At 74.4% G+C, this 19,619-nt stretch carries 18 protein-coding genes and 1 pseudogene; 9 read left to right on the forward strand and 10 right to left on the reverse strand.

Going from position 1 to position 19,619, the window contains the following annotated elements; translation table 11 throughout:
- Window position 1 precedes the first annotated feature (1 nt).
- Window positions 2–1,669, reverse strand: a complete 1,668-nt coding sequence (gene hutU / locus OG550_RS14410) for a urocanate hydratase (RefSeq protein ID WP_327677565.1) — start codon at window positions 1,667–1,669, stop codon at window positions 2–4.
- Window positions 1,670–1,849: 180 nt separating this feature from the next.
- Between hutU and OG550_RS14415 the strand changes: the two genes are divergently transcribed.
- Window positions 1,850–2,422: a Uma2 family endonuclease gene (locus OG550_RS14415; protein WP_327677566.1), complete on the forward strand. Its 573-nt coding sequence runs from the start codon at window positions 1,850–1,852 to the stop codon at window positions 2,420–2,422.
- A 7-nt stretch (window positions 2,423–2,429) separates the two neighbouring features.
- Here the strand turns inward: OG550_RS14415 and OG550_RS14420 are convergent, their stop codons facing one another.
- Both OG550_RS14420 and OG550_RS14425 read right to left on the reverse strand, forming a co-directional pair.
- A complete protein-coding gene (locus tag OG550_RS14420) occupies window positions 2,430–2,750 on the reverse strand; it encodes a hypothetical protein (RefSeq protein ID WP_327677568.1) in 321 nt (106 codons plus the stop codon).
- Between the two features lie 57 nt (window positions 2,751–2,807).
- Window positions 2,808–3,677 (reverse strand): MurR/RpiR family transcriptional regulator, encoded by an 870-nt coding sequence (locus OG550_RS14425; protein ID WP_327677570.1) that lies wholly within the window; start codon window positions 3,675–3,677, stop codon window positions 2,808–2,810.
- 353 nt (window positions 3,678–4,030) lie between these two features.
- Between OG550_RS14425 and OG550_RS14430 the strand changes: the two genes are divergently transcribed.
- Window positions 4,031–4,474: a hypothetical protein gene (locus OG550_RS14430; RefSeq protein ID WP_327677571.1), complete on the forward strand. Its 444-nt coding sequence runs from the start codon at window positions 4,031–4,033 to the stop codon at window positions 4,472–4,474.
- A gap of 93 nt (window positions 4,475–4,567) precedes the next feature.
- Here OG550_RS14430 and hutH read toward each other — a convergent pair whose 3' ends face one another.
- Window positions 4,568–6,145, reverse strand: coding sequence for a histidine ammonia-lyase (hutH, locus tag OG550_RS14435; protein WP_327683888.1), 1,578 nt, complete (start codon window positions 6,143–6,145; stop codon window positions 4,568–4,570).
- 225 nt (window positions 6,146–6,370) lie between these two features.
- On the opposite strand from hutH, the gene fdhD reads away from it, so the two are divergent.
- Window positions 6,371–7,192 (forward strand): formate dehydrogenase accessory sulfurtransferase FdhD, encoded by an 822-nt coding sequence (gene fdhD, locus OG550_RS14440; protein WP_327677573.1) that lies wholly within the window; start codon window positions 6,371–6,373, stop codon window positions 7,190–7,192.
- Window positions 7,193–7,248: 56 nt separating this feature from the next.
- On the opposite strand, the gene OG550_RS14445 is transcribed toward fdhD, so the two are convergent.
- Window positions 7,249–8,436: a macrolide family glycosyltransferase gene (locus OG550_RS14445; protein WP_327677575.1), complete on the reverse strand. Its 1,188-nt coding sequence runs from the start codon at window positions 8,434–8,436 to the stop codon at window positions 7,249–7,251.
- Window positions 8,437–8,566: 130 nt separating this feature from the next.
- Here OG550_RS14445 and OG550_RS14450 point away from each other — a divergent pair, with 130 nt between their 5' ends.
- A complete protein-coding gene (locus OG550_RS14450; RefSeq protein ID WP_327677577.1) occupies window positions 8,567–9,175 on the forward strand; it encodes a TetR/AcrR family transcriptional regulator in 609 nt (202 codons plus the stop codon).
- A gap of 2 nt (window positions 9,176–9,177) precedes the next feature.
- On the opposite strand, the gene OG550_RS14455 is transcribed toward OG550_RS14450, so the two are convergent.
- From OG550_RS14455 to OG550_RS14470, 4 genes and pseudogenes are all read right to left on the reverse strand, one after another.
- Window positions 9,178–9,534, reverse strand: a complete 357-nt coding sequence (locus OG550_RS14455) for a hypothetical protein (RefSeq protein WP_327677579.1) — start codon at window positions 9,532–9,534, stop codon at window positions 9,178–9,180.
- A gap of 826 nt (window positions 9,535–10,360) precedes the next feature.
- Window positions 10,361–11,497 (reverse strand): annotated as a pseudogene (locus OG550_RS14460) (diguanylate cyclase domain-containing protein); the annotation flags it as partial.
- Between the two features lie 437 nt (window positions 11,498–11,934).
- Window positions 11,935–13,062, reverse strand: a complete 1,128-nt coding sequence (locus tag OG550_RS14465) for an adenylate/guanylate cyclase domain-containing protein (protein WP_327677581.1) — start codon at window positions 13,060–13,062, stop codon at window positions 11,935–11,937.
- 409 nt (window positions 13,063–13,471) lie between these two features.
- Window positions 13,472–14,362 (reverse strand): biotin--[acetyl-CoA-carboxylase] ligase, encoded by an 891-nt coding sequence (locus OG550_RS14470; RefSeq protein ID WP_327677583.1) that lies wholly within the window; start codon window positions 14,360–14,362, stop codon window positions 13,472–13,474.
- A gap of 213 nt (window positions 14,363–14,575) precedes the next feature.
- Between OG550_RS14470 and OG550_RS14475 the strand changes: the two genes are divergently transcribed.
- From OG550_RS14475 to OG550_RS14490, 4 genes are all read left to right on the forward strand, one after another.
- Complete coding sequence (locus OG550_RS14475) at window positions 14,576–16,156, forward strand: acyl-CoA carboxylase subunit beta (protein ID WP_327677586.1); 1,581 nt, start codon at window positions 14,576–14,578, stop codon at window positions 16,154–16,156.
- 35 nt (window positions 16,157–16,191) lie between these two features.
- Entirely contained in the window at window positions 16,192–16,413 is a 222-nt protein-coding gene (locus OG550_RS14480; RefSeq protein ID WP_327677587.1) for an acyl-CoA carboxylase epsilon subunit, read from the forward strand.
- Window positions 16,414–16,831: 418 nt separating this feature from the next.
- Complete coding sequence (gene mmpB, locus OG550_RS14485; protein WP_327677589.1) at window positions 16,832–16,957, forward strand: morphogenic membrane protein MmpB; 126 nt, start codon at window positions 16,832–16,834, stop codon at window positions 16,955–16,957.
- A gap of 49 nt (window positions 16,958–17,006) precedes the next feature.
- Window positions 17,007–17,606, forward strand: a complete 600-nt coding sequence (locus OG550_RS14490) for a nucleoside triphosphate pyrophosphatase (protein ID WP_327677590.1) — start codon at window positions 17,007–17,009, stop codon at window positions 17,604–17,606.
- Window positions 17,607–17,608: 2 nt separating this feature from the next.
- On the opposite strand, the gene OG550_RS14495 is transcribed toward OG550_RS14490, so the two are convergent.
- Complete coding sequence (locus tag OG550_RS14495) at window positions 17,609–18,382, reverse strand: alpha/beta hydrolase (RefSeq protein WP_327677592.1); 774 nt, start codon at window positions 18,380–18,382, stop codon at window positions 17,609–17,611.
- A 134-nt stretch (window positions 18,383–18,516) separates the two neighbouring features.
- Between OG550_RS14495 and OG550_RS14500 the strand changes: the two genes are divergently transcribed.
- Window positions 18,517–19,392 (forward strand): hypothetical protein, encoded by an 876-nt coding sequence (locus OG550_RS14500; protein ID WP_327677594.1) that lies wholly within the window; start codon window positions 18,517–18,519, stop codon window positions 19,390–19,392.
- Window positions 19,393–19,619 lie beyond the last annotated feature (227 nt).

A 19,619-nucleotide genomic window follows, 5' to 3' on the forward strand; every position in this document is an offset into this window, starting at 1 on the left:
GTCACAGCTCGCCCATCGGGATGCGGACCCCGCGCTCGGCGGCGACCTCGTCGGCCCGGTCGTAGCCGGCGTCCACGTGCCGGATGACGCCCATGCCCGGGTCGTTGGTGAGCACCCGGCGGATCTTCTCCCCGGCGAGCGGGGTGCCGTCGGCGACGGTGACCTGGCCGGCGTGGATCGAGCGGCCGATGCCGACGCCGCCGCCGTGGTGGATGGAGACCCAGGAGGCGCCGGAGGCGACGTTGACCATGGCGTTGAGCAGCGGCCAGTCGGCGATCGCGTCGGAGCCGTCCAGCATCGCCTCGGTCTCCCGGTACGGGGAGGCGACCGAGCCGCAGTCCAGGTGGTCGCGGCCGATCACGATCGGGGCGGACAGCTCGCCGGAGGCGACCATGTCGTTGAACCGCTCGCCGGCCTTGTCGCGCTCGCCGTAGCCGAGCCAGCAGATCCGCGCGGGCAGGCCCTGGAAGTGCACCTTCTCCTGGGCCATCTTGATCCAGCGGTGCAGCGACTCGTTCTCCGGGAAGAGGTCGAGCACGGCCTTGTCGGTCTTGGCGATGTCCTGCGGGTCGCCGGACAGGGCGGCCCAGCGGAACGGGCCCTTGCCCTCGCAGAACAGCGGCCGGATGTACGCGGGGACGAAGCCGGGGAAGGCGAAGGCGCGGTCGTAGCCGGCCAGCTGGGCCTCGCCGCGGATCGAGTTGCCGTAGTCGAACACCTCGGCGCCGCGGTCCTGGAAGCCGACCATCGCCTCGACGTGGCGGGCCATCGACTCGCGGGAGCGCTGGGTGAACTCGGCGGGCTTCTCGGCGGCGTAGGTCGCCATGTCGTCGAAGGAGACCCCGACGGGCAGGTAGCTCAGCGGGTCGTGGGCGCTGGTCTGGTCGGTGACGATGTCGATCGGCGCGTCCATCGCGAGCAGCTGCGGGAACAGCTCGGCGGCGTTGCCCAGCAGGCCGATGGAGAGCGGCTGCCTCTTGTCGCGGGCGGCGGTGGCCAGCTCCAGCGCGTGCGAGAGGTTCTTGGCCTCGACGTCGAGGTAGCGGTGCTCGATCCGGCGGGAGATCCGGGACGGGTCGCAGTCGATACAGATCGCCACGCCGCCGTTCATGGTGACGGCCAGCGGCTGGGCGCCGCCCATGCCGCCGAGGCCGGCGGTGAGGGTGATCGTCCCCGCCAGGGTGCCCTCGAAGCGCTTGTTGGCGACGGCGGCGAAGGTCTCGTAGGTGCCCTGGAGGATGCCCTGGGTGCCGATGTAGATCCACGAGCCGGCGGTCATCTGCCCGTACATGGTGAGCCCGAGGGACTCCAGCCGGCGGAACTCCTCCCAGTTGGCCCAGTCGCCGACCAGGTTGGAGTTGGCGATCAGCACGCGCGGCGCCCACTCGTGGGTCTGCATGACGCCGACCGGGCGGCCGGACTGGACCAGCATGGTCTCGTCCTGCTTCAGCCCCTCCAGCGTCCGCACCATGGCGTCGAAGGAGCGCCAGTCGCGCGCGGCCTTGCCGGTGCCGCCGTAGACGACCAGCTTCGAGGGGTGCTCGGCCACCTCGGGGTCGAGGTTGTTCATGAGCATCCGCAGGGCCGCCTCCTGCTGCCACCCCTGCGTCGTCAGCTTGGTCCCCCGCGCCGCCCGAACCTCACGGGGCCCGCTCGCCTGCTGCACCATGTCCCAGCCTCCCTACGGATGAATTCATTCAGTCTCGACTCAACTGAATATATCCAAACATTCAGTCGCCGACCAGACCTGCGCACATCCGATCAGCGCCCGCGCGGTCGACCGCCGAGCGCTACCCTGAACCCGGCGAGCACCAGCCACTCGGCCCAGCGCCAGGGAGCGGAGGACACGATGACGGCCATCACCGTGCGGCCCGGCAGACTCCGGGATGCGGCGGAGGAGATCGAGCGGAGCACCGGCCTCCGCGTCCAGATCATCGGAGGAACCCTGGTGATGTCCCCCACCCCCCGCGGCAAGCACGCGGGGACCGTACGCCTACTCCGTGACCAGCTCATTCCGCAGTTGCCCAGGAGCCTCGGGGCGTACGAGGTCTCGTCCATCTCTATGCCGGACAACGACGAGGACTACGTGACCCCGGACCTGGTGGTCCTCCCCGTCGACTGGGATCGCGACGACGACTGGCTGGCAGACCCGCGCGACGTCGCGTTCGCCATGGAGGTCATCTCCAATTCCGAAGGCGCCGGCTCCGTCGCCACCAAGACCGACTGGTACGCCAGTGCCGGCGTTGCCGTCCTGCTCGCGGTCGATCCGCGCAAGGGCGTCTGGACTCTCTACACGCACCCACGCGACGGCGCCTACCAAGGCATCCTGAACGGCGAGTTCGGCGAGCCCGTACCGCTCGCCGCACCGCTCCCGGGCGAGCTGAGCACCGCCGAACTCCCGGTCTACGCGCCCCGGCGCTGAGCGGCCGTCAGGCCGCCGCGTCGCCGTCCCAGTCGATGCCGATCTCGGCCAGCCAGCGGCGGTCGGCGGCGTCCGGGGTGGCCGGTCGGGGCGGGCGGGGGATCTCCTGGACGGGGCCGAGGCCGTAGCGTTCGGCCGCGGCGGCGGCACGGGCGTCGGGCTCGATGACGCCGACGTGCACCGCGGTGTCGTCGCCGGGATCGAGGACGGTCAGTTCGGGTTCGGGCAGACGGCGCAGGGTGACACGGCGTCCGCAGGTCGGGCAGGACCACTCGTCGGCGCCCGAGGCGAGCCGGGCGACGAACTTCATCTCGTGGATCACGCGCATGGCGGCACCCCCTGTACAGAGGGATGCCCCGGTTTGTGGCGACTACTCCAGCCGCGGCTACTCCAGGAAGAGCCCGCGCGCCGCCGCCGACTGCTCGATGGCCTCCAAACGGGCCTCCGCACCCGGGAGTTCGTCGCACATCGTCTGCAGCAGCACCCGGCCGAGCATCATCGGCGCGCAGGCGGTGTCGAAGACCAGGCCGGTGCCGACGGCGGCGGGGAGCATCAGGTCGGAGAGCTTGGCGACGGGGGCGAAGACGCTGTCGGCCACGGTGAGGACGGTCAGCCCGCAGTCCCGGGCGACCGTCAGGGCCTCCATCAGCTCGCGCGGGTAGCGCGGCAGGGCGAAGCAGAGCAGCGCGGTGGCGCCGGCCGCGGCGGCCTGTTCGAGGCGGTCGGCGAGCATGCTGCCGCCCTCGTCGAGGAGCCGGATGTCGGGGTGCACCTTGGCCGCGAAGTACGCGAAGCCGCGCGCCTGCGCGGAGGCGGCGCGCAGGCCGAGGACGGGCAGCGGGCGGGAGGCGGCGAGCAGCCGGGCGGCGCGGGTGATGGGTTCGGGGTCGGCGAGCAGGTCGGCGAGGAGGCGCAGGTGCTCGATCTCGGCGAGGACGGCCTGCTGGTGCTCGTTGCGGACGGCGTCGGCGGGGGTCTCGGGTGCGGCGGGTTCGCCGGCGCCGAGTTCGCGCAGCTGCTTGCGGAGCGCCGGGTAGCCGTCGTAGCCGAGGGCGACCGCGAAGCGGGTGACGGAGGGCTGGCTGACGCCGGCGAGTTCGGCGACCTCGACGCTGGAGAGGAACGGGGCCTCGTTGGCGTGCCGGACGAGGGAGTGCGCGATCCGGCGCTGGGTGGGGGTGAGCCGGTGGCCCTCGAAGAGCTGGAGCAGCCGGGCGGAGGGGCCGACCGTGCCGGTGTCGTCGGTGGCGGTCATTGCGGTACCTCCGGATGCGAGCTGTTCGGATGACTGTGCAGCAGCGGGCTGCCGCTGGCAAAGACGTCTCGTACGCCGGGACACCGGGCGAGACCTCCCGGGAGCGGCCCGGCGGCCGGCCGGACCGGCGGTCGGGTGCCCGGTCGGGCGCCCGTCCGGCCGGGTGACGGGCCTCCCGCCGGGCCTCCCACCGGGTGTCCGTCCAGGTGTCCTGCCAGGCGCCCCGCCGGGTGTCCGGCCGGGCCCGGTGACCGGGCCGGTCGCCCGGGTGACCCTGATTTCCCCCCTAGTCCTCCCGGATTACCGTGCGAACCGATGGACCGGCACGCCCTCGCGGGCGCAGTCTGGTTGCCATGGACACTCGCCAGGACGACATGCGGCGCGATCTCGATGCCTCGCTGCAGGCCCGCAAGGAGCTCGGCAAGGAGTACGAGTCGGAACTCGTCGACTCCTTCCTCTCCCGCATCGACGCCCGGCTCGACGCCAGGGTGGAGCGCCGGGTCGCGGAGCGCCTCGGCCCAGCCGGCGGGTACGACCCGGCGGAGGGGCCCCGGCCGCACGGGCCCGGACGCCGGCCGCCCCACTCGCGCGGTTCGGGCGCCCGGGTGGTGCCGATCGTCTCGATGGCGCTCGGCATCCCGCTGTCCGGCATCGCGGGCGGCACCAGCGGGGTGTGGGGGCTGGTGGTCTGCTGGGCCGGAATCGTCGGTGTCAACGTCTCCGCCGCGCTGTCCGAGCGGCGGCTGGACCGGGCGGAGCAGCGGCGTGCGGGGACCGCGCGGAGCGAGTGGGACTGATCCCGCCGCGGGGCGGGCCCGCCGGGGGTCCGGCCGCACGCGGCGGCCGGACCGGTCCGGGGCGGGCCCCGGTGCGCTCCGCGCGGCCGGGCATCAGGCCAGCGGCCCGGTGACCCGCTCGACCGCCTGCACGAGCTCGCCGGAGGCGACCAGCGCGGCGGCGGCCTCCAGGTCCGGCGAGAGGAAGCGGTCGCGGCCGGCGCCGCCGACCCCGGCCTCGCGGGCGGCGGCCATCGCCGCGGCGGTGGCGGGGGCCACCGTGCCGCCGGCGCCGTCCTGCTGCCTGATCTCCAGGGCGCGGGCGGAGGCGGTGAGTTCGACGGCGAGGATCCGGCCGAGGTTGTCGACGGCCTGGCGCAGCTTGCGCGCGGCGGACCAGCCCATCGAGACGTGGTCCTCCTGCATCGCCGAGGAGGGGATCGAGTCGACCGAGGCGGGCACGGCGAGCCGCTTGTTCTCGCTGACCAGTGCCGCCTGGGTGTACTGGGCGATCATCAGGCCGGAGTCCACGCCCGGGTCGTCGGCGAGGAAGGCCGGCAGGCCGTGCGAGCGGGCCTTGTCGAGCAGCCGGTCGGTGCGGCGCTCCGAGATCGAGCCGAGGTCGGCGGCCGCGATGGCGAGGAAGTCCAGCACGTACGCGACCGGGGCGCCGTGGAAGTTGCCGTTGGACTCCACCCGGCCGTCGGGCAGCACCACCGGGTTGTCGACCGAGGCGGCCAGCTCCCGGGAGGCGACCAGCGCGGCGTGGGCGAGGGTGTCGCGGCCGGCGCCGGCGACCTGCGGGGCGCAGCGGATCGAGTAGGCGTCCTGGACGCGCGGGGCGTCGTCCTGGTGGTGGCCGGTGAGACCGGAGCCCTTGAGCACGGCCAGCATGTTGGCGGCGGAGAGCGCCTGGCCGGGGTGCGGGCGGATCGGGGCGTGCAGCTCGGGGGCGAGCACCTTGTCGGTGCCGAGCAGCGCCTCCAGGGTCATCGCGGCGGTGATGTCGGCGGTGGTGAACAGCCGCTGGAGGTCGGCGATGGCCATGACCAGCATGCCGAGCATGCCGTCGGTGCCGTTGATGAGGGCGAGGCCCTCCTTCTCCAGCAGCTCGACCGGCTCGATGCCGGCGGCGGCGAGGAGTTCGGCGGAGGGCTTCTCGACGCCGTCGGGACCGGTCGCCACTCCTTCGCCCATCAGGACGAGCGCACAGTGCGAGAGCGGCGCGAGGTCACCGGAACAGCCGAGCGAGCCGAACTCGCGGACCACGGGGGTGATACCGGCGTTGAGGATCGCGGCCATGGTCTGGGCGACCAGCGGGCGGACCCCGGTGCGGCCGCTGGCGAGCGTCTTCATCCGCAGGAACACCAGCGCGCGAACGACCTCGCGCTCGACCGCCGGGCCCATGCCGGCGGCGTGCGAGCGCACCAGCGAGCGCTGCAGCTGGGCGCGGAGTTCGGGGCTGATGTGCCGGACGGCGAGGGCGCCGAAGCCGGTCGAGACGCCGTAGACGGGGCGGGGTTCGGCCGCCAGGGCGTCGATCCGGGCGCGCGCGGCCGCCATCTCGGCGAGCGCGTCGGGGCCGATCTCGACCCGGGCGTTCCCCCGGGCGACTGCCAGCACGTCCTCGGCGCTGACGTCGGCCTTGCCGACCTGGACGAGCGGGGCGTGGGGGGCCGCAGCACTGTGCATATCCATATACACCATCTCATCAGGTGAATGAAGATATGACAACCACCCGGGCCCTCCTGAAACTCCGGCACCGGATCGGTCGGTCACCTGGATTTTCGGATACCCCGCCCGGTGCCGCACGCTGTGGGGGTGGCGGACGCCCGTACGGCGTACGGCACCGCGGCGCGGGGCACCGCGGCGGACACCGACGGAGAGACCGGCGGGCACGGGGAAGGCGGCGGCACGATGACACGGGCGACGACGCGGCGGCGGGTGGTCCGGCTGCGGGGGGACGGGCGGACCACCCGGCCGGACGCGCTGGCGGCCGAGGAGCCGCTGGAGATCCGGCTCGGCGGCGAACCCCTCACCGTCACCATGCGCACCCCGGGGCAGGACTTCGACCTGGTGGCCGGATTCCTGGTCGGCGAGGGGCTGGTGCACGCCTCCGAGGACCTCGCGGCGCTGCGCTACTGCGCCGGCACCGACGAGGCGGGCGCCAACACCTACAACGTGGTGGACGCGACGCTGCGCGGCACCGGGGCCCTGCCGCTCTCCGCCCACCGCAACCTGCTCACCACCAGCGCGTGCGGCCTCTGCGGCCGGGACACCGTGGACGCCGTCCGCACCCATGTCCGCCACCCCGTCGCCGACGACCCGCTGACCGTCCCGCCCGCGTTCCTGTACGGGCTGCCGGACCGGCTGCGGGCCGCCCAGCGGACCTTCGAGTCCACCGGCGGCCTGCACGCGGCGGGCCTGTTCGACGGTGCGACCGGCGAGCTGCTCTGCGCCCGCGAGGACGTCGGCCGGCACAACGCGGTGGACAAGGTGGTCGGCTGGGCGCTGCGCGCGGGGCTGCTGCCGCTGACCGGGCACGTGCTGCTGGTCAGCGGCCGGGCCTCGTTCGAGCTGACCCAGAAGGCGGCGCTGGCCGGCGCCCCGCTGCTGGCCGCCGTGTCGGCGCCGTCCTCGCTGGCGGTGGACCTGGCGGAGGAGCTGGGCCTGACCCTGGTCGGCTTCCTGCGCGGCGAGGGCGCCAACGTGTACACCCGCCCGGACCGGATCGCCTGAGCGCGCCGGGCGGGCCGGCGCCCTCCGCCCCGGCCCGCCCGACCCCCGCCCGGGTGTCACCGCAGCTCGGCCTCGATCAGGTCCGCCGCGCGGGCGGTGCCGCCCTCGGCCCGGGCCTCGGCGCGCAGCACGTCGAGGCGGGCGGCGACCCCGGGGTCGCCGGTCAGCTCCAGCAGGGCGGCGCGCAGCGCCTCCGCGGTGGCCTGCTCGGTGTCGAGCCGACGGGCGACGCCCAGCTCCACCAGCTTGTCCGCGTTGCCGAACTGGTCGACGGCCTGCGGCACCGCGATCATCGGCACCCCGTGGTAGAGGCCCTCACTGCTGCCGCCCATCCCGGCGTGCGTGACGAAGGCGTCGGCCTTCGAGAGCACGTCGAACTGCGGCACCCACCGGTGCACCTCGACGTTGGCCGGCACCTCGCCCAGCTCGGCCAGGTCGGTGTGCCTGCCGACCTGGAGCACGACGTGCCAGCCGGGCAGGCCGCCGAAGGCCTCGACGCACGCCCGGTAGAAGGCTGGCTGGTGGGTGAAGGCGGAGCCGAGCGAGACCAGCAGCACCTTCCCGGCACCGGCCGGCCGCGGCCAGCTGCCCTGGTCCGAGCGGTCGCCGAAGCACTGGCCGACGAAGGTGTACCGGGCGGGGTCGACCCGGTCGGCGTTGGGCTGCAGGGCCCGCGGGATCAGGGCGAGGGCGCGCGCCGGGACGGCCTTGAACTCCTCCGGGTCCCGGACGAGGGTGTCGTTCTCGGCCAGCCAGTCGGCGAACCGCCGCAGGTACTCGGGCCCGCCGGGGCCGGTGCGGATCGCCTCGAACACGTCGGCCATGTCCTCCTCGAAGCCCTGCCAGGCGACGTAGGTCGGCGAGAGCTGGAGGGCGGGGACGCCGTGGCCCTCGGCCACCGCCCGCCCGGTGAACCCGGCGATGTCGTACAGCACGAGGTCGGGCCGGTCCTCCTCGAAGAGCCTGCGGACCACCGGGGTCATCGCGACGGCGTCGTCGAGGAAGAGGTTCTGGATCCCCACCGGGTCCTGCAGCCACACCTGGGAGTCGTCGGTGAGCGGCAGCGCCGTCGGGTAGGGCACGAGCGTCGCGCCGGTCGCCTCGACGGCGGCGGCGAAGGAGGCGTCGTTGACGTAGCTGACCCGGTGGCCCCGGGCGACGAGCTCGGCGACGACGGCGAGGTTCGGGTTGACGTGGCCGTGGGCCGGGATCGAGACCATGGCGATGTGCGCGGAGCGGGTCATGTCGGTCGTCCTTCGTCGAGATGATGAGACGAGACGGTTCGTCTCGCTGAACACCCCCACAGCATGACCTGACGACCCGCCATTCGTCAAGACGAGACGGTTCGTCTCGTTGAGGCGCTAGGATGACCCCATGTCCAGACAGACCGCACCCGACCCCAGCCGCCGCAGCCAGCAGAGCCGCGCGGCGATCCTCACCGCCGCCGCCGAACTGGTCTCCGAGCTGGGCTTCGCCGGACTCACCATCGAGAAGATCGCCGCCCGCGCCGGAGTCGGCAAGCAGACCATCTACCGCTGGTGGCCGTCGAAGGGCGCGGTCGTCTTCGACGCCTTCCTCGCCGCCAGCGAGGACGCCTCCGGCAGCCTGGCCCTCCCCGACACCGGCGACCTCGCCGCCGACCTGCGGGCCGTCCTGCGCCCCACCGCCGACGAGCTCACCGACCCCGCCTTCGAGACCACCGGCCGGGGCCTGATCTCCGAGTACCTGGTCGACCCGGCCCTGCTCCGCGAGTACCGCGAACGCCTGCTGGACCCGCTCCTGGAGGTCACCCGCGAGCGCCTGCGCAGCGCACGCACCGCCGGACAGCTCCCGGCCGACACCGACCTCGACCTCGCCGTCGAACTGCTCTACGGGCCGATGTACTACCGCTGGCTGCACGGCCTCGGCCCGGTCGACCACGCGTACGCGGACCGCCTGGTGACGGCGGTCCTGCGCGCGCTCGGGGCGACCGGCGGCGGCTGACCTCAGCCGCGGCCGCGGCGGCGGAGCACCAGCACGACCACGACGATCACCGCCAGCACCAGCACCACGCCGATCAGCAGGCCCATCATCTTGCCCAGGCCCTTCTTCTTCTTTTTCTTGGCCTTGTCCTTCGACGCCGCCAGCCGGGCCGCGTCGTGCCGGTCCGCCGCCGCCGAGACCTGGCCGGCGGCCGCCGGGGCCGCGGGAACCGCCTGCACCGCCCCGGCCCCCGGCGCCGCGAGGACGGCGGCGGAGGCGACCGCGGCCGGGGCCGCCGAAGCCGCGGGCGCCGCGGCGAGCACCCCACCGCCGAAGGCCAGCACCACGGAGAGGACGAAGCCGGTCAACCGAGCGCGCATAGGAGTCAACCCCCGAGAATCCGTCCGGCGCGACCCCGACGGCCCGCCGACCGCCGACACCATCCCACGCCCGCGACGCCCCGCCCAGACCCGCGACGCCCCCGCCACCGGACCGCGACCGGCTCGGAACAGACCGGTCACCGAACCACCACACCACGACGGCACGACTCCGATCCGCGGCACCGATTCGCGGCACCGATCCACGGCGCTCCTCCCCCGGCGCCCCTCCCCCGCGCGCTCAGCCCACCGGTGGGGAGGCCGGACCGGCGAGGGCCACCGCCACCAGGGCCCGCAGCGCCGCCGCGACCTGGCCCAGCGGCAGCGTCGCGTCGTCCGCGAACAGCTCCAGCAGCCACCCGCCCGCCGCGTTCTGCCCTCCCGCCGCGACCATGCCGCGGTAACCGGAGACCACCAGCATGGCCTCCTCCGCCGGATCGTTGCCCGCCGCACCCGCCCGCAGCGCGAACGCCCAGCCCCGCACGGCCCGCCGCGTCAACGGGTAGTGGCGCAGGTCGAAGACGGCGTCCGGTGCCTCGATCTGCGCCCGCTGGGTCTCCGCCCGGGTACTGCTCGGCCCACTGGTCATCCGGTACACGGCGTGCTGCGCGGTGCGCATCAGCTGCGAACCGGGCGGCACGTACGAGATCCACCAGCCCACCGCGTCCAGCAGCCGCGCCGAGGTCTCGGCGACGACGGCCAGCTTGCCGATCGTGTCGGCGGGGTGCACCGAGCGGGCACCGCCCTGCTGGTCCAGCGCGGTGAGCACCGCGGTGAGCAGCTGCCCCGGATCCGCGCTGTGCGCGGCCCCGCGGAACCGCCGCCGGTCGCCGGAACCGGCCCGGCCGCCCGGCCGGGTCCTCCCGTCGGCCCGGTGGTGCGGGTCGGCGGCATCGGCCAGCAGCACCGTCGGATCGGGCGCGAAGCCCGGGCCGTGGCTGCGCCCGGCGACCACCGGGTGCGCGGCACGGGCCGCCTTGGCCCGGTACTGGGCGGCGTCGGCGAGCCGGAACAGCCGGTCCGGCGTGGTGACCGGGCCGATCGAGTCGCCGGTGGAGGCGACCCCGCAGGCGACGCCCTCCCCTTCGGCCAGGGCCAGCGCCCGCGCGCACAGCTCCTCGGCGACGGCGACCACCTCGTCCGCCTTCTGGCCCTCCGCGAGCAGACAGAACTCGTCGCCGCCGAGCCGGGCCGCGAGGCTGCCGGGGAGCTTGGCGGCGGCCAGCGACAGCTGGTGGGCGAACCGCTCCAGCAGCCGGTCGCCCACCTCGTGGCCGAGCTGGTCGTTGACCCGCTTCAGACCGTTGACGTCGCAGACCACCAGCGAGACCACGGTGTTGTCCCGGTTGTGGGCCTCCAGCGCGCTCTCCAGCCGGGCGTCCACCGCGCGCCGGTTGGCCAGGCCGGTGAGCGGATCGGAGAACGCGAGCTTGCGCAGGTCGGCGAGGCGCTCGGTCTGGGCCAGGCCCGCCGAGATCTGGGCGGCGAGCAGCGTGGCGTAGTCGGCGTCCGCCTCGGTGAACTCGGCCATCCCGGTGGTCCGCGCCAGGTAGAGCTCGCCCCAGGCCTGCCCGTGCAGGACGATCGGCGCGACCACGCAGCAGGCCCGCCCGCGACGGCGCAGCGCCGCGGCGCGCTCCTGGCAGTACGCGCCGGCGGTCGGGTGCGCGTGCCCGGCGTGCGGCTGGCTGTTGTCCGCCGTCTGGACCCAGGCGCGCGGCAGCCGCCCGGTGGTCCAGCGCTCCTCCAGGTACGTGACGATCTCCGGGAAGTCCGCCACCGGGTAGGACTCGTCCTCGGGCAGCTCCTCCTCACCCGGCGAGAGCTCCCCGTGGTTGACCAGGACCCGCAGCCGGCCGGACTCGCGGTCCCAGACCGAGACGGCCGCCATGGTGGCGCCGAGCGCCCCGGTGGCGCGCGCGGCGGCGGCCCGGACGGCCTCCAGCGGGGTGAGCGCCCCCGCCATGTCCTGGGCGAGTTCGACCACCGAGGTCAGCCGCGTGTCGGGGGCCGCGGGCGGCGACTGCCGCGTCCGGTCGCAGTCGCTGCCGCGGTCCGTCATGGTCGCCTCACTGCTCACCGGCTCGCCTCGCTCCCTGTGCTCGGTCCTGCTCGGTCCCCCTCGGCGGGCCGCCGGAAACCGCGCCCCGGGAACCCCGCCCGGGAACCGCACCCATTCGGCCGCTTGCACCAAGACTATGGCGGTTTCGTTCGGTTATGCCCCGTTTGCCGAAGAGGATCCGCGGGGCAGTACGACGTTCAACCGTTCGGCTTGCGGCAGGACCGTGCCCGGCCTGGAGCGGTTCCACTCCGCCCGGCCCGCGCACGCCCGCCGCGCGCGCCCGGTCCCTACCCCCGCTCCGCGCGGCCACTCCCCGTGTCCGCGCCGCGCGCCCGCCGCGCCTACTGCGCGCGCAGCCGCCGGGAGAGCAGCCACGGCTCGACCAGCCCGAGCCCGCGCACCGGACGGCGCCACATCGGCTGCAGGTTGAACCGGAACCCGGCGTGCGGCCCGTACACCGGCAGGCCGCCGGCGGGCGGGAGCCCCGCGGCCGCCGAGAGCGCCTCGGCCAGGCCCGGCCCGTCCGCGTCGGCCGGTGCCACACTGCCGTGCTGCTCCAGCGCGGCGGCGAACTCGCCGTCGATCAGCACCGCGTCCTTGGGCGCGATCGAGGTGAGCCGGCTGGCCAGGTTCACCGTGGTGCCGAAGACGTCGCCCATCCGGGAGGTCACCGTGCCGAAGGCCATGCCGACCCGCAGCGCGGGGATGCTGTCGTCCTCGGCCAGCGCCTCGATCAGGCTGAGCGCGATCTCGGCGGCCGTCACCGGGTCCTCGGAGACGTAGAGGATCTCGTCGCCCAGCGTCTTGATCACCCGGCCGCCCTGGCCGGCGATCAGGTCGGAACAGGTGTTCTCGAAGGTCTCGACCAGCTCGCCGAGCTCCTCCTCCTCCAGCCGCCGGGAGAGCCGGGTGAAGCCGACCAGGTCGGCGAACCCCACCGCGAGCCGGCCGCTGGTGATCTCGTTGTCCTCGGCGGCCTGCACCACCCGGCCGGTGACGGCCGCGAGCTGGCGGCGCCAGACGTACACCAGGAACTGCTCCAGCTCCGGCAGCAGCAGCTCGACCAGCGGGTACGCGACGTCGGCGCGGGTCAGACCGGGCTCGACGGACTGGGTGAGGTTCTCCAGGAAGGTGTCCATCTGCCAGCCGGCCAGCCGGGCCGTGGTCTGGCCGGTGGACCGCGCCACCTGGATCGCCATCGACTCGCTCAGCAGGCCCGACTCGACCAGCCCGGCCAGCCGGCGCAGGGCGATCACGTCACCGTCGGTCAGCGCCCGGGACTGCCCGATGTCCGGGAAGCCCATCGCCCGCCAGAACCGGGTGGCCAGCTCCATCGGGACGTCGGCCGCCCGCGCGGCCTGGTACGGGGTGTAGCGGCGCGGCGCGTCCAGGATCAGGCGTTCCAGGTCGAGGGCGACCGTCTGGTCGTGGGAGCCCGCCGTGCCGCCGTTGCTGCCGTCGTCTGCCACCGGTCCGTCCCCGTGCGGTCGCCGCACTCGCCTCGTGTCCTGCCAGTCCGGGCGCGCCCGCCACCCCGGCGGGCAGTGGCGCGCCTCACACTGCTGCCAGGTGGAATATTCGCACGGAATCCCGCGATCCGGGGCATCCGCCCGGGTCAAGGGGAAGTGAAGACTCCCTTCGGCCCGGGCGGTTCCGCGCCCCGGCGCCGCTCCCCGCCGCCGACGGCCGCAGCCGCGGACGACCGGACCCGCCGACGGCCGGGACCGCGCCGACGCCACGGCCGGAGGCCGAAGGGGCGAGAGGACCGGCGGGGCGAGAGGACCGGCGGGGCGAGAGGACCGGCGGGGCGAGAGGACCGGCGGGGCACCGCAAGGGCCGACGGGTCACGGGAGGACCGTCGGGTCACCGCAGGGTCCGTCAGCGCGGCTCTGGCCGGACGTGGACCACGTCGCCCGCACCGACCGGCTGCCGGGAGCCGTCCGCCGTCCGCACCACCAGCCGGCCGTCCCCGTCGATCGCCACCGCCTCGCCGAGCAGCTCCCGGTCACCGGGCAGCAGCACCCTGACCTGCCGGCCCAGCGTCGTGCACCGGTCCGCGTACGCCCGCAGCAGCCCGCTCGCGTGCGGATCGCCCGCGGCCGCCGTCCACTCCCCGTACAGGTCCGCGAAGTCGCGCAGCAGCGCCCGCAGCAGGGTGGCCCGGTCGGTGACCTCCGCGCCGGCCAGGGCCAGCGAGGCGGCGGCCGGCACCGGCAGCTCGGACCCGCGCAGCGAGACGTTGAGACCCAGCCCCGCGACCACCGCGCCACCGCTCAGCTCGGTGAGGATGCCGCCCAGCTTGCGCTCCGCACCGTCGATCACGACCTGGAGGTCGTTGGGCCACTTCAGCCCGACCTCGACCTCGGCGACCCGGCTCAGCGTGCCGGCCGCCGAGACGCCGACCAGGATCGGCAGCCAGCCGTAGCGTTCGACGGGTACCCCGTCCGGGCGAAGCAGGACGGAGAGGAAGAGGCCCGAGCGGGCGGGCGCCGTCCACTGCCGCTCCAGCCGCCCGCGCCCGGTCCGCTGCGCCTCGGCGACCAGCACCGCGCCCTGCGGGGCGCCGTCCCGGGCCCGGGCTGCGAGGTCGGTGTTGGTGGAGCCGGTCTCGTCGACGACGTCCAGCGAGGTCCACAGCCCGCCCGGCGTGAGCAGGTCCCGGCGGAGCGCGGCGGCGCTCAGCGGCGGGCGGTCCAGGTCGGTCCACGGCGACGGCCCGGCGTGGCCGAAGCCGCGCAGTCCACTGCGGCGGGGGGTGTCGGAGGTCATGGCCCAAGAGCCTAGAGGCCGTAGGCCGCACCATCGTCCCCCAGAACGACCGCCGACCACACTGTGTCGCTGGCCATAACGGGAAACCCTCCGCGATGGCTACGCTACCCAACGGTAGTTCGTAGCGCCGCCCTGCCCTCATCCGCGCGGGTCCCCACCCGGCCCGCGCGCCCCCGAAACAGGTCGCGGCCATGGATCAGGGAGAGCCACCGGATGACCGAGGCGCCGCACGACCCGCACACCACCGCCGGCAAGCTCGCCGACCTCCGGCGCAGGCTCGACGAGGCGGTGCACTCCGGTTCCGCCAAGGCGGTCGAGAAGCAGCACGCCAAGGGCAAGCTGACGGCCCGGGAGCGGGTCGCCGAGCTGCTGGACGAGGACTCGTTCGTCGAGTTCGACGAGTTCGCCCGGCACCGCTCGACCAACTTCGGCCAGGAGAGGACCCGCCCGTACGGCGACGGCGTGGTCACCGGCTACGGCACCGTCGACGGCCGCCAGGTCGCCGTCTTCGCGCAGGACTTCACCGTCTTCGGCGGCTCGCTGGGCGAGGTCTTCGGCGAGAAGATCGTCAAGGTCATGGACTTCGCGCTGAAGACCGGCTGCCCGGTGATCGGCATCAACGACTCCGGCGGCGCCCGGATCCAGGAGGGCGTGGTCTCGCTCGGCCTGTACGGCGAGATCTTCCGCCGCAACGTGCACGCCTCCGGCGTGATCCCGCAGATCTCGCTGATCATGGGCCCCTGCGCGGGCGGCGCGGTGTACTCCCCCGCGATCACCGACTTCGTGGTGATGGCCGACCAGACCTCGCACATGTTCATCACCGGCCCCGACGTGATCAAGACCGTCACCGGCGAGGACGTCGGCATGGAGGAGCTGGGCGGCGCGCGCACCCACAACTCCAAGTCCGGCAACGCCCACTACCTGGCGTCGGACGAGAAGGAGGCGATCGAGTACGTCAAGAGCCTGCTCTCGTACCTGCCCTCCAACAACCTCTCCGACCCGCCGTCCTTCCCCGAGGAGGCGGACCTAGCGGTCACCGACGAGGACCTCGAACTCGACACCCTGGTGCCGGACTCGGCGAACCAGCCGTACGACATGCACAAGGTGATCGAGCACGTCCTCGACGACGGCGAGTTCCTGGAGACCCAGCCGCTGTACGCGCGCAACATCATCACCGGCTTCGGCCGGGTCGAGGGCCACCCGGTCGGCATCGTCGGCAGCCAGCCGATGGACCTCGCCGGCTGCCTGGACATCGCCGCCAGCGAGAAGGCCGCCCGGTTCATCCGCACCTGCGACTCGTTCAACGTCCCGGTGCTGACCTTCGTCGACGTGCCCGGCTTCCTGCCCGGCACCGAGCAGGAGTGGGACGGCATCATCCGGCGCGGCGCCAAGCTGATCTACGCCTACGCCGAGGCCACCGTCCCGCTGATCACCGTGATCACCCGCAAGGCCTTCGGCGGCGCGTACGACGTCATGGGCTCCAAGCACCTGGGCGCCGACCTCAACCTGGCCTGGCCGACCGCGCAGATCGCGGTGATGGGCGCCCAGGGCGCGGTCAACATCCTGCACCGGCGCGAGCTCGCCGAGGCGGACGACGTCGAGGCGCGGCGGGCCGAGCTGATCGCCTCCTACGAGGACACCCTGCTCAACCCGTACCTGGCCGCCGAGCGCGGCTACGTCGACGCCGTCATCGCGCCGAGCGAGACCCGTCGGCACATCGTCCGCGGTCTGCGCGCGCTGCGCGGCAAGCGCGAGACGCTGCCGCCGAAGAAGCACGGCAACATCCCGCTGTAGTCGCCCGCCGCCAGAGGATCGCGAGAGGATTGAGCATGGCCCCGATCCACGTGCTGCACGGGCAGCCGACCCCCGAGGAGCTGGCCACCGTCCTGGCGGTGGTCCAGGCCCGGGCCGCCGCCGCACAGGCCGCCGCCGAGGCTGCCCGCCGTGCCGGTGCCGGCCCGGACTCCCCCTGGAACGACCGCGCCCGCCGGCTCCGGGCCGCCCCGCGCCCGGGCGTCAACGCCTGGCGCACCTCCGGCTGGGCCGGCTAGCCGGTACCGCGAGTACCTCTTTGCAAAGAGGTGCCGAGCTTTGCAAAGGAGGGTGACCTGCCCGGTTCGGGCAGGTCACCCTCCTTTCCCTTTGCAAACACCACGCTTTGCAAAGAGCACGGCGGCGCACGCAGCGGCCCACGCGGCGGCGAGTACGTCAGCGCACGCGGCGGCGAGCACGGCAGCCCGCCCGGCGACCCGCCCGACGACCCACCCGACGCACGCGGTGCACACGGTGCGCGCGACGCACCCGACGCACGCGACGCACCCGACCCACGCGGTGCCGCGCCCGGCGACGCACGGGCGGTGCGGCCGACGGCCCGTTCGGCGGTACACGGAGCGGACGCGCCCGGATTGCCCCGAAAGCTGAGTACGGATACTCAGGCGTCCCGGCAGTCCCGCGGAGCACCCTGGAGGAGTGCTCTGGTCAGACCCCCGCGACGAGCCGTCCCCGGAAGCCCAGCGAATGCAGCGCAGGCTGCACCGGGCCGGCCATGTGCTCGCCGCCCTCACGCTGCTGATCGCCGTTCTGCTGCTGGTCTGAACGCGACGCGCCGGCGAACCGACCGGACCGCCCCTCTACCCTGGTGGGCATGACCGACCGCCGCACCCTCGTGCTCGCCTCCGCCTCCCCCGCCCGCCTCGGGCTGCTGCGCCAGGCGGGCCTCGACCCGCGCGTGGTGGTCAGCGGCGTCGACGAGGACGCGATCACCGCCGCCACCCCCGCCGAGCTGGCGCTCGTCCTGGCCGAGGCCAAGGCCGCCGCCGTCGCCGCCGGACTCACCGACGGCGAACTGGTGATCGGCTGCGACTCCGTGCTGGAGCTGGACGGCCTGGCCCTGGGCAAGCCCGCCGACGCGGCCGAGGCACTGGCCCGCTGGCGGTCGATGCGCGGCCGCGCGGGAGTGCTGCGCACCGGCCACTGCGTGATCGACACCGCCAACGGGCGGCAGACCTCCGCCACCGCCTCGACCACCGTGCGCTTCGGCACCCCGGACGACGCCGAGGTCGCCGCCTACATCGCCACCGGCGAACCGCTGCAGGTCGCCGGGGCGTTCACCCTGGACGGCCGGTCGGCGCCGTTCGTGGAGGGCATCGACGGCGACGCGGGCAACGTCATCGGCCTCTCGCTGCCGCTGCTGCGCGCCCTGCTCGCGGAGCTGGACGTCCGGATCACCGACCTCTGGGTCTGAGGTCAGCCGCCGGCCGGGGCGTTGGCGGCCAGGAAGGCCAGCACGTCCGGCAGCGCACCGTCCTTGAGGAGGTCGGCGCCGTGGCCGGAGCCCGGGTAGAGCTTCAGCTGCCGGACCGGGGCGGTCGCGGCGGCGTACAGCTCCCGGGCGTCGGCGGCGAACGGCGCGTCGTCCTCCTCCGCGGCGAAGAACTCCGGCACCCGGGAGGACTTCACCGCGGCCACGGCGTCGTCCGATCCGAAGCGGGCCGGGCCGCTGAGCGAGACCACGGCCGCGACCGGCAGCGGGCCCGGCGCCGCCGCGACGACCAGCGAGCCGGTGCCGCCCTTGGAGGCGCCCACCAGGACGACCCTGGCGATCCCCTTGGTCTCCAGCCACTTCACCGCGGTCGGGAGGTCCCCGACCGGGCTGTCCGGCACCTCGGAGGCCAGCACCGCGTACCCGGCCCCGGTGAACGCGTCCAGGTAGGGGACCCAGTCGCAGAGCGAGCCGCGGAGCTGGTGCGAGAGGACGACGGCCACCCGGGCCGGACCGGCGTCCGCCTGCCGGAAGTAGGCCGGCCGGACGCCGGAGGCGGCGGGCAGGTCGAGGCTGCCGGCCGCGGCCTGCGCCTCGGTGAGGCAGCCGTGGGTCCGGGCGGGCCCGGCCGCCGGTACCGTCCCAGCCGCCGTCGCCGGACCGGGGGGTGCCGTGGACGCCGCCGCCGCTCCGCCCGTGCCCGAACTGCTGCACCCGGCCGTCGTCAGTGCGCCAAAGACGAGTGCGATTAACGCCAACTTCCCCGTTGATTGCCTCATCTGATGCACGCTAGGAGGGCGTTCCGGCACCGTCAACGGTCCGGACCCAAGGCCGCCGGCCGGCCCACCGCTAGGCTGACCGGCACCGTTCGAACGGGGGAGGTGGTGGGCGGATGACCGACAGTCTGCTCAACGTGCTGCTGGGGCTGGTGGCCAGCGCACTCAGTGCCGCGATCGGCTGGCTCGGCCAGAGCCTGCGCCGAAGACGCCGGCTCGACCGGACCAGGGCCTTCCTCGGACTGCCGGCCGGCAGCGAGTGCCTGATCGTGGTCAACCGCAGCATCGGCACCGGCGCGCACCCCCGCACGGTCACCCGGCGCGACGCCTTCGCGCTGATGGAGCTGGCCGCGCTGGTGAAGGAGTGCGGCGCGCAGGCCGACCTGGTCGCGCACGACGCCGCCCCGCGCAGCCTCGGCGCCAAGACCGAACTGTGCTTCGGCGGCCCCGTCTCCAACGACCGGATGGCCGCCCACCTCGCCTGGGGCCTGCCCGGGGTGAGCATCTCCCACGGCCCCGAAGCGGCCGACAACGCGATCACCGTCGGCGGACGCGCGTACACGGCCGACTGGGACGTCGAGACGTACGTGCTGCTCGCCCGCCTCGCCACTCCCGGGGGCGGCCGCCCGGTCTTCCTGATCTCCGGCCAGACCGGCGTCGCCAACCAGGCGGGCGTCCGCCACCTGGTGGCGCACCACCGCTCGCTGGCCCGCCGCCACGGCGCCGACGGCACCTTCGCCCTCCTGCTGCGGGTGACCAATCCCCGGGCCTACGGGCCGGACGTGGTCGAGCAGGTCGCCGACGTCACCGCCCGGGCCCTGGAGCGCGGGCCCACCGCGACCGCCCCCGCCGCGGCCGGCACGACCCCGGCCGGCGCCGCCGCGGCCGCCCCCGCGCCGACCGCCTCCGCCGGGGCAGTCGCGGCCGCGCCCACCCCTGCCGGTCCCGCCGGCGCCCCCTCCGGTACCCCTGTTCCGGCGTCAACCCCCTGAGGGACGCCCGGAACCGGCTCGTGGACCGCTGGAGTGTGGCCAAGCCCACGGCCCCGCCGGGCCACCGGGTCACCCTCCGCAAGCACCGGACCCCCTCGACCCGACCAGCCGCCACCTGGGGAGACTCCCGTCGGGCCGCCCACCACCCGCCCGGGCGCATCACCCTCCGTGTGGGATAGTTCACAACCTGGGGCTACTCGCCGGTACCGCCCAGGAATCCATAAACT

Origin of the sequence: Kitasatospora sp. NBC_00458 (genome assembly GCF_036013975.1) — a bacterium.
Taxonomy (GTDB): Bacteria; Actinomycetota; Actinomycetes; order Streptomycetales; family Streptomycetaceae; genus Kitasatospora.